The 9927-nt window shown below is 54.1% G+C and carries 7 protein-coding genes; all 7 read right to left on the bottom strand.

Annotated elements, in window-relative coordinates:
- Positions 1–234: 234 nt before the first annotated feature.
- Positions 235–1848, bottom strand: a complete 1614-nt coding sequence (gene pckA / locus Q0X57_RS06005; RefSeq protein WP_297728997.1) for a phosphoenolpyruvate carboxykinase (ATP) — start codon at positions 1846–1848, stop codon at positions 235–237.
- A 370-nt stretch (positions 1849–2218) separates the two neighbouring features.
- Entirely contained in the window at positions 2219–2947 is a 729-nt protein-coding gene (locus Q0X57_RS06000; RefSeq protein ID WP_297728995.1) for a DUF6064 family protein, read from the bottom strand.
- 15 nt (positions 2948–2962) lie between these two features.
- A complete protein-coding gene (locus Q0X57_RS05995) occupies positions 2963–3454 on the bottom strand; it encodes a threonine/serine exporter family protein (protein WP_039865112.1) in 492 nt (163 codons plus the stop codon).
- Positions 3454–4230 (bottom strand): threonine/serine exporter family protein, encoded by a 777-nt coding sequence (locus Q0X57_RS05990; protein ID WP_007364449.1) that lies wholly within the window; start codon positions 4228–4230, stop codon positions 3454–3456. The genes Q0X57_RS05995 and Q0X57_RS05990 overlap by 1 nt, the downstream gene beginning before the upstream one ends.
- A gap of 196 nt (positions 4231–4426) precedes the next feature.
- The gene (locus tag Q0X57_RS05985; protein WP_297728990.1) at positions 4427–4855 is read right to left on the bottom strand and encodes a transcriptional repressor; all 429 of its coding nucleotides are present in this window, start codon (positions 4853–4855) and stop codon (positions 4427–4429) included.
- 256 nt (positions 4856–5111) lie between these two features.
- Positions 5112–7031: a molecular chaperone DnaK gene (gene dnaK / locus Q0X57_RS05980; protein WP_297728987.1), complete on the bottom strand. Its 1920-nt coding sequence runs from the start codon at positions 7029–7031 to the stop codon at positions 5112–5114.
- A gap of 313 nt (positions 7032–7344) precedes the next feature.
- Positions 7345–9804: a carboxypeptidase-like regulatory domain-containing protein gene (locus tag Q0X57_RS05975; RefSeq protein WP_297728984.1), complete on the bottom strand. Its 2460-nt coding sequence runs from the start codon at positions 9802–9804 to the stop codon at positions 7345–7347.
- Positions 9805–9927: the final 123 nt, after the last annotated feature.

The raw sequence follows: 9927 nt of genomic DNA, 5'->3' as shown, positions 1-9927 counted from the left end.
GGTACGCCTATTATCATAGTTCAAATGTGTAGTGAATGAATAGTCTTCTGCCTAATGTGGGTTACCTGCGAAAACATCCGTATCGCACCTGCACCCCTTCATTTCGCAAATATACACACTTAACTTCAAAGTTACAAGAGCACACCCGTCGTACGATGACGAAAAGAGAAAAGCAGAGGTCTCACTCACGGGAGAGTGGAACCTCTGCTTGTTATCAGTTATGAGTTAGCTCCATTAGAGCTTAGGACCTGCGTCCTGGAGCTTCTTGCCATGCTCGTTGGTGGCAAACTTCTCGAAGTTCTTGACAAAGCGCTTAGCCAGATCCTGAGCCTTCGTCTCCCACTCAGCGGGATCAGCATAGGTGTCTCGTGGATCGAGGATAGCGGGGTCTACGCCTGGTAGCTCCGTTGGGATGGCGAAGTTGAAGTAGGGTAGCTTCTTCGTCGGAGCCTTGTCGATGGAGCCGTCGAGGATTGCGTCGATGATGCCACGGGTATCCTTGATTGAGATACGCTTGCCCGTGCCATTCCAGCCCGTATTGACTAGGTAAGCCTTAGCTCCGACAGCCTTCATACGCTTGACCAGCTCCTGACCGTACTTGGTCGGGTGGAGCGAGAGGAAGGCTGCGCCAAAGCATGCCGAGAAGGTCGGTGTAGGCTCCGTGACGCCACGCTCGGTACCAGCAAGCTTGGCCGTAAAGCCTGAGAGGAAGTAGTACTGCGTCTGCTCAGGATCAAGGATCGAGACAGGAGGTAGGACACCGAAAGCGTCTGCCGAGAGGAAGATCACCTTGTTCGCATGGCCCGCCTTAGAGACTGGCTTGACGATGTTTTCGATGTGGTAGATAGGGTAGGAGACACGTGTATTCTCCGTGACAGACTTGTCGGAGAAGTCTATCTTACCGTTGGCATCGACCGTCACATTCTCTAGGAGTGCATCACGGCGGATGGCGTTGTAGATGTCAGGCTCCGACTCCTTGCTCAGGTTGATCACCTTAGCGTAGCAGCCGCCCTCGTAGTTAAAGATACCGTTGTCATCCCAGCCATGCTCGTCGTCGCCGATCAGCTTGCGCTTGGGGTCGGTGCTGAGGGTCGTCTTGCCCGTGCCCGAGAGACCGAAGAAGATAGCGGTCTCCGTCTCGTCCTGATTCGTATTGGCCGAGCAGTGCATTGAGGCATTGCCACGGAGCGGGTTGAGGTAGTTCATATAGGAGAACATACCCTTCTTCATCTCGCCTCCGTACCAAGTGTTGAGGATGAGCTGCACCTTCTCGGTTAGGTTAAAGACAACAGCCGTCTCGGAGTTCAGTCCCAGCTCCTTGTAGTTGGTCACCTTAGCCTTCGAAGCGTTCATAACGACAAAGTCGGGCTTGCCAAAGTTTGCCAGCTCCTCCTTGGATGGGCGGATAAACATATTGGTGACGAAGTGAGCCTGCCAAGCGACCTCCATGATAAAACGGATCTTGAGGCGCGTGTCTGGGTTAGCACCGCAGAAGGCATCGACGACGTAGAGCTTCTTGCCCGAGAGCTCCTCGGTGGCAATCCGCTTAAGCTCCCGCCAGGTCTCCTGACTGGTAGGCTTGTTGTCGTTGGGGTACTCGGGGGTGGTCCACCAGATGGTGTCGCGGGTGGTGTCATCGAGGACGAAGAATTTGTCCTTTGGTGAGCGACCCGTGTAGACACCTGTCATCACGTTGACAGCACCCAGCTCGGTGAGCTGTCCGCGGTCATAGCCCGTCAGGTCTGGCTGTAGCTCAGCCTCGTATAGTTGATCGTACGAGGGATTGTAGATGATCTCAGCTGGCGCCTTGATGCCATACTGTGAGAGATCAATGTTGTGCTGTGTCATAGCTATAGAGTGTTTGTTTGTAGATGCTTGATGTATCAAATATAGTCCCCTGCCCTCAGGGGGGGAGGACACAGCAAAAGTAATAAAAAAACGGAAACCCTGCGCTACGGGGTCCATCTGATGACTCCGAGATCTCGGCCGATTGGGATTTCTACCGAGGAATCTCCCAATAGCTCACGAGGAAACGAAGTTTCTCCACGGAACTGGCAAATAAAACTTCGGAAGAATGAAATGAAAGTTCGGAAGAAAGATTTCGAAGTTCCGAAGAATTTGTCCACACCTCGCTGGAAAATGAAAAGTCTCTACGGAAGAACTTGGCGATTCCTCCGTAGAGACTTAGATGGGGCTTGCTCGTGTCGTGTGGTGTAGCCTACATATCTCTAGATATCTGGGCAAAGAGCGCCCAGCAGAGCGCTATGCAGACCCCGATGCAGACGAGGATCAGAAGCGCATTGATGTACTTCGCCTGCGGCTTTGAGTCTTGATGCAGATCTAGGGCGAAGTACTCGCGGAAGAAGATGTACAGCGCAGGTATCGCCGTGAGCACTAGGATGAAGTCCTCGGGGATCCCGAAGAACCAAGTCTTCGTCACGCCCACCATAGCCCAGTTGAGGAGGAGTAGGACGATAAAGATATTGACTCGACTCGTGAAGAGGAGGAGCAGTCCGATCGTGTAGATAGCTACCGTGCAGGGCATCACTGGCGTGGTGATGTAGGGGAAGGAGAGCCCCCTCGTGATGGACGCTAGAGGATACATCAGCGGGAGCAGGAGTACGAAGATGCCAAAGGGCTTGAACTTGTCTCTGAGGGCAAACTGCGTGTCGTCCTCCAGGAGATCCTTAATCCACGCCAGAGCTAGTATGCCCCAGTATATGCTGAGTAGGATGGAGTAGCTACGCTCTGCACAGTAGATGGCATAGTATGCCACAGCGATCCATACATATAGGAGTATCAGATAGGACTTGGCAATGATCGTACTGCTACGTGAGGGACGCTTGACCAGGAGGTACAGAACCACAACGGCAGCGATGACTAGGAGTATCTGTATCGGCCAGGTCGCCGCATTGTACTGGGCGATTGTATTCCAAAAGGTATTCATAGTAGAGCTCAGAGCCTATTGTTTCTTACGAGTTAGAGAGAAGGTGCGCTTAGGGAAGAGTAGGATAGGGAGTGTAGCCCCCGCAGCTAGGACGAAGATGACTGTGATGGCTACGATACTATTGAAGAAAAACATCTCCATATACTTCTGCTGTCCCTCCATGCTGTCTAGGTTTTGGAGAAACATGATCTGCGCGAAGAACATATTGTACGCATATTTCCCTGGGATCATCGGCAGGAGCGCTGGTATCGAGAGGACGGTGATAGGTGTCTGTATACGCTTCCCCAGCCAGAGCGCCCCGAAGCCTATCGTCAGCGAAGCGCAGAGCGATCCAATGGCGATATTGATGCCACACACCGTCATCAAGACGAAGCGTAGCGCATGCCCCACGGCAGCTAGTATAGCGATACTGCGATAAGCCCTCAGCGGAGGGTCGGAGATAGCACCAAAGCCCATCGCAGCCATCGCTGCAAAGAGCCCATCTAGTAGGATATCTACAATCAGCATCATAGCAAGCTACTCCTAAAGATAAAGAGCGTGATCGAAAAGCCCCACCCGATACAGCCTATCAGCAGGAAAGCCTCCACAAGCCTGGAGAAGCCTGTCTGTATGTACCCCTCCACGATGTCTATCACACCATTGATGAGCGGCACGCCAGGCACTAGATAGAGCACACTTGTCGTCAGAGCGATCTCACTGTCCGTATTGAAGATTAGCGAGATGCTCGTGCAGAGCGACGCTACAAAGGCTGACACCATGAAGGCTATGTAGTGGTTGACATGCTCCTGGATCAACTTCTGCTTGCAGATGAACCCCACGACGGTAGCCCAAAAGACGATCCCCATAGCTGGTAGATCACCTCCGAAGAGTCGGCAAAACGAAGCATTCGCTAGCCCCACCAAGATCAATACAAATAGCGGATGTGTACGTGGCGCAGCTAGTATCTGCTCATACCGCTCACGTACCTCCTCTAGGGATAGTTGCTCGTCGACCACCTCCCAGCTCAAGGCGCTCAAGCGGGCATTGTGCTCGAAGCTAATGGGTAGCGGGGGAATCGCATCTTCAATGGCAAAGTGTGTATTGCTCTTAGGGTCGTACAGCTTGATCAGTACGCCTTTCTGCACCATCATCGTCACGACGGTATAGCCGTAGCGCTCGCCTATGCGCTGCGTACAGCGCACGACACGAGAGGTGTGCACGCCACAGCCCATCATATGGGTCGCATAGGCTGAGAGAAAGGTCCCGACAGCCTTCAGACTATTACCGTGAAGATCGTTTTCCATAGTCGTTCTTCTCTGAGAGTTGGTTTAAGCGTCTTCAGCTGTAGCTCACCTGACTCTATAATGTATGTTTATCGTCCCTTAGCGTCACGATTCATCTCGGAGCCTGTATGACGAACCTCCGATGAGCCTGGACACTAGGTTGCAAAGGTACGAATTTAGAGATTAGGGGTTAGAAGGCAGAGATTAGGGGGGTGCCCTATGAGCGTTTGTTTTGACAGTTGGGGCAGATGCCCTTGATGACGAAGGATATGGCGTGGGCGCTGTACCCTTTGGGCAGACGTAGCGGAGGTACCTGGAGCATCTCCATACAGTAGGAGTGCTGGCACCGCTCGCAGTAAAAGTGTATGTGCTCATCCTCGCCGAGACAGACGCCATCGCTGGCGCAGAGCTCATAGTTGCACACGCCTCGCCCGTCCTCAAAGGCGTGGACGATGTCGTGCGCCAGAAAGAGTGTCAGCACCCGTGAGATGCTTGACTTATCCATCGGGTAGAGTGTCATCTCCAGTTCGTTGAGATTCATCGGTTGCGTCGCGGCCATCAAGGCGCGTAGCACCAAGATGCGGTTTGCCGTGCCCCGTACTCCCTTTTGCTTGAAGTACTCTGCTATGTCATCGTGCCTCGTCATCGCGTAGAAGCTTTTTGCTGTGAAGATTCATCGCCCCAAAGGTACGAAAATAGAGGTTAGAGATCAGAAGTTAGAGATTAGAGAGGGGGCGTAGAGGGAACTATTCGGAAATTCCGGATAGTTCAATAACTGGATCAGACACTTAGTCTACTCTTTCCTCTAACTTCTAGTCTATAGCCTCTAACAAAGCAAGCGGGTGAGCCAACCATCGTTGACCCACCCGCTACTATATTGTATGTGTGACCTCTCTCGGAGATTACTTGATCTCCTCAAAGTCTGCGTCAGCTACATCGCCCGAGTCGTTGCCCTTTGCAGAGGCATTGTCATTAGGCTGTGCGTTAGCTCCTGGCTGAGGACCAGCCTGCTGCTGTGCATTGGCCTGATTGTACATCTGCTCGGTGGCTGCGTGGAAGGCCGTGTTCAACTCCTCCATAGCCTTGTCGATAGCGGGGATATCCTCCGCCTTGTGCGCCTTGCGCAGATTCTCCAGAGCCGCCTCGATTGGTGCCTTCTTGTCAGCAGGGATCTTGTCGCCCAGCTCCTTGAGCTGCTTCTCCGTAGAGAAGATCATGCTGTCTGCTTGGTTGAGCTTGTCGATACGAGCCTTAGCCTCTTCGTCAGCCTTAGCATTTGCCTCAGCCTCCTGCTTCATACGCTTGATCTCGTCATCGCTCAGACCGCTCGAAGCCTCGATGCGGATGTTCTGCTGCTTGCCCGTAGCCTTGTCGACAGCCGTGACGTTGAGGATACCATTCGCATCAATGTCAAAGGTAACCTCAATCTGAGGTGTCTGGCGAGGTGCTGGTGCGATACCATCTAGGGTAAAGCGACCGATACTCTTATTATCCTTCGCTAGCGAACGCTCACCCTGTAGGACATGAATCTCTACAGAAGGCTGGTTGTCCACAGCTGTGGTAAAGATCTGACTCTTCTTCGTCGGGATCGTCGTGTTTGCATCGATCAGGCGAGTCATCACGCCACCCATCGTCTCTAGACCGAGAGATAGCGGAGTTACATCAAGGAGTAGGACATCCTTTACCTCACCCGTCAGGACAGCACCCTGGATAGCAGCACCGCAGGCGACTACCTCGTCGGGGTTCACACCCTTAGAAGGCTCTTGGTTAAAGATTTTCTTGACGATCTCCTGGATCGCGGGGATACGTGTCGAGCCACCTACGAGGATCACCTCATTGATGTCGCTCGCCGTGAGACCTGCATCCTTGAGTGCCTGCTCACAAGGAGCTACACAAGCGTGGATCAGCTTGTCAGCTAGCTGCTCAAACTTAGCACGTGTCAGCGTACGAACGAGGTGCTTAGCGATACCATCTACAGGGATCAGGTAAGGTAGGTTGATCTCCGTCGAGGTCGAGCTTGAGAGCTCTATCTTAGCACGCTCAGCAGCATCCTTGAGACGCTGGAGTGCCATATTGTCCTTGCGGGGATCGATACCCTCGTCCTTCATAAACTCCTCAGCGAGCCAGTCAATGATCACATGGTCAAAGTCATCACCACCTAGGTGCGTATCACCATTTGTGGACTTCACCTCAAAGACCCCATCACCTAGCTCTAGGATAGAGATATCAAACGTACCACCACCGAGGTCAAAGACTGCAATCTTCATATCGGAGCCCTTCTTGTCAAGGCCGTAAGCTAGCGAAGCAGCCGTAGGCTCGTTGACGATACGACGCACCTTGAGTCCAGCGATCTCGCCAGCCTCCTTAGTCGCCTGACGCTGTGAGTCGTTGAAGTATGCGGGCACCGTGATCACGGCATCGGTGACCTCTGTGCCGAGGTAGTCCTCAGCCGTCTTCTTCATCTTCTGAAGGATCATCGCCGAGATCTCCTGTGGCGTGTAGAGACGTCCGTCGATGTCTACACGTGGGGTGTCGTTATCACCCTTGACCACCTTAAAGGGGACGCGCTCAGCCTCCTTCTCTATCTGCTCATAGGTCTCACCCATGAAGCGCTTGATCGAGTAGATCGTGTTCGTTGGGTTCGTGATAGCCTGACGCTTAGCGGGGTCACCCACCTTGCGCTCACCGCCCTCTACGAATGCTACTACTGAGGGAGTCGTCATACGTCCCTCGCTGTTGGGGATGACCTTGCTCTCGCCACCCTCCATGACTGCTACACATGAATTTGTAGTTCCTAAGTCTATACCAATTATCTTACCCATAGTATTGTGTTGTTTGTTGATTTCTTATTTGTTAATGTCTCTGTCGGCTGACCTGGTTCATCCGTAGGTCAGACGCTTACATCACATAGGTATCAAACATTGTGCCACAAAACTATCCCTTGCGACATTATGTCAAAGTGCCACCAAGTCCAAGCGGGAAATATACGAGACGAGTAACCCTGTGTAGGGGCGCACGGTCGTGCGTCCGTCCTCGTTAAAGGTTACGGTGTCAATACTTGTTTTGCTTTGATACAACGGACGCACGACCGTGCGTCCCTACAACGGGCTACTTGTTACGTTATTCCTCAGCGAATCAGAAGCGGACGATGAGCGAGGCGTCGTACTGGCGTCCCGTCAGGTAGTTGGGCACGGCGTACTGGTTGCGGTAAGCGTCCGAGAGCCAGTAGTAAGAGCCGATGTTGGTCATGTCAAAGAGGTTGAAGACATTCACCCCGATCGAGACCTTGCTAAGTGCTTGTAGCCAGCGCCACGCACCGGGCTTTGCCTCAGCACGATCCCACAGCGTGTACTGCATACCGATGTCGACACGCTTGTAAGGCTTGCCACGGAAGAGCGGACGACCAAAGCCCTCGGCAGCATTGAGCTGAGGAAGTCCTCCCGTTAGCACGCCGCGCAAGCTGAGCGTGATACGCTTGTAGCCGGGGAAATAGTCCTGGAAGAAGAGTGACAAGTTGTAGTCCGGCACGTGTGGTAGTGGCATCTCGCCATACCCCTCGATGGTCTGCCGGCCACGCATCAGCGAGGCGGTAAGCCACGAGTCGACGTCGGGAACAAACTCTCCAAAGAGCTTGACATCTAGCCCCACGATGTAGCCGGTGCCCAGGTTCTGACCTAGGTAACGCTGCTTGACATTGTCCACATAGTAGGGATTGATGCGAAAGAGATGCTTGTAGTAGCCCTCGGCGGTGAGGCGAAACTTGCGTCCCCCCACGAGGAAGTTGTAGTCCACACCGACCAAGGCTTGTGCGGATCCTTGCGAACGCACCTGATCATTGAGCAGTACCGACTGATTGCCCATAGCGTCAGCCTCGATGATACGTATCTCCTTGTAAAAGGGGCTCTGGTAGTAAAGTCCTCCAGCTGCTCTCACCAAGAGGTCGGACAGCTCCTTCGGTCGCCACGAAGCAACTAGACGAGGCGAGAAGTCCGCCTTCTTATTGAACGACCAGAAGCTTCCCCGCACGCCAGCCGTCAGGTGATAGCTTCCCGAGGGCGTTTGCCACTGCATCTCATCTTGCAGGTAGAGCGAGGCACGTGCCGAGCGTAGCGAGACGTTGGAGTAGAGATTGCTCTGCATCTTGATCAGATCGGGGTCGCGCGGCAGGTTATAGCCAGCCGAGTCGAGCTTGACCCACTCAGAGATGTAGTCCGCTATCTGCTCGCCACGTAGCTCCGCACCCCACATGAGGCGATGCGTCTCGCTGAGACGCTGATTGCCACTATAAGCGAGTGCCGCGACCGAGTAGCGGAGTAGGTTGCGGGCATGCTCATGGTTGACACCCGTGGCGAGGAGTTCCTGCTCCTCGCCTCCAGTCGTCGGGTCAGCCTCCTTCTGCAGATAGTAAGCGCCCGTAATGTCGTAGCTCTCCCGCTCGTGGCTGTTGTAGAGGCTCAGATCTAGCCTGTGCGCGCCTCGACTGCTGGGACGCCAGTGTAGCGTCAAGGCTCCAAAGAGGGTGGAGAAGCGATCCCGCTCCTGTCCGTCGAAGTAGACGGTAAAGTGCTTCGCATTTTGCAGGGAGCCGACAGTCGTCTCACGCTGCTGCGGACGAAAGCGGTACTGCGTCCAGGAGTAGTAGCCGATGCCCTCGATGCGCCAGCGATCATTAAAGGTGTAGGTCAGATAGGTCTGCGCATCCGCATAGAAAGGGTTGTACTCCCCGCGGGTCTCCATCTTCGAGAGCATCTGCTGCGTGGTGCGCATGCGAATGCCTGTGACATGGGTGAAGCGCCCATGCTTGCCCCCCACGTAGAGACTATTATTCATCAATCCGAGGGTGACAGCACCCTCCAGCTTAGTGGGGCGCTTGTACTGTATGTCTAGTACTGAGGAGAGCCGGTCGCCATAGTGCGCATCGAAGGCTCCCGCCGAAAAGTAAACCCGCTCCACCAGATCGGTATTGACAAAGCTCAAACCCTCCTGCTCGGCTGAGCGCACCAATAGCGGACGGTACACTTCGATACCGTTGACGTAGACGAGGTTCTCATCGAAGCTCCCCCCACGCACATTGTACTGAGTGCTCAGCTCGTTGTGCTGTGTGACCCCCGCATAGGTCGCCACCATCGACTCGATGCTACGTGTCGGCGAAGCCTCCATGGCGAGCGTCTGTGTCGTGATCCGCTCCATACTGGGCGGACGCGCTTCGCCCCGCACTGTCACGGTAGCCAAAGCGGTAGCACTCTCACCCAGCATCGGGTTAAAGTGCATGTCTCGTGAGATACCCTGCGGGTACACTTGGCGCACCGTCTGATAACCGATAGAGCTGTAGGTGACCACCACGCTGTCGGTCGTCGGGGTCAGCTCCAAGCGGTAAGCACCCGTCAGGTCGCTCCAGGTGCCGATGCTCGTCCCCTCGACACGTACCGAGGCAAACTCGATCGGCTCACGGTCACGATCTAAGACGTAACCTGTGAGCGCCACGCGGCGGGGTGTCGCGACAGCCGTCGTGTCGGTCGTCTGACTGTGTAGAGCCAGCACGCTACCCTGTAGTAGGAGGCAGAGCAGTAAGACGATGTGGTAAAGTGATCTCATCGCTTACAAAGGTAGACAAAAGTCGCAAGCTATGCGCCATGAATAGGGGCGCAAACTATCGGGACGAACAAATCCCAAGGGTGGGAGGAACAAATCCCAAGGGCGGGACGAAACGATCCCTAG

This window comes from uncultured Porphyromonas sp., from assembly GCF_947254915.1.
Classification (GTDB): Bacteria; Bacteroidota; Bacteroidia; order Bacteroidales; family Porphyromonadaceae; genus Porphyromonas.
This window is presented reverse-complemented; position numbering and strand designations above follow the sequence as displayed.

Bases quoted from the DNA above. Each gene is read 5' to 3' on its own strand.
- pckA (WP_297728997.1), bottom strand. From the start codon at position 1,848: ATGACACAGCACAACATTGATCTCTCACAGTATGGCATCAAGGCGCCA.
- Q0X57_RS06000 (WP_297728995.1), bottom strand. From the start codon at position 2,947: ATGAATACCTTTTGGAATACAATCGCCCAGTACAATGCGGCGACCTGG.
- Q0X57_RS05995 (WP_039865112.1), bottom strand. From the start codon at position 3,454: ATGCTGATTGTAGATATCCTACTAGATGGGCTCTTTGCAGCGATGGCT.
- Q0X57_RS05990 (WP_007364449.1), bottom strand. From the start codon at position 4,230: ATGGAAAACGATCTTCACGGTAATAGTCTGAAGGCTGTCGGGACCTTT.
- Q0X57_RS05985 (WP_297728990.1), bottom strand. From the start codon at position 4,855: ATGACGAGGCACGATGACATAGCAGAGTACTTCAAGCAAAAGGGAGTA.
- dnaK (WP_297728987.1), bottom strand. From the start codon at position 7,031: ATGGGTAAGATAATTGGTATAGACTTAGGAACTACAAATTCATGTGTA.
- Q0X57_RS05975 (WP_297728984.1), bottom strand. From the start codon at position 9,804: ATGAGATCACTTTACCACATCGTCTTACTGCTCTGCCTCCTACTACAG.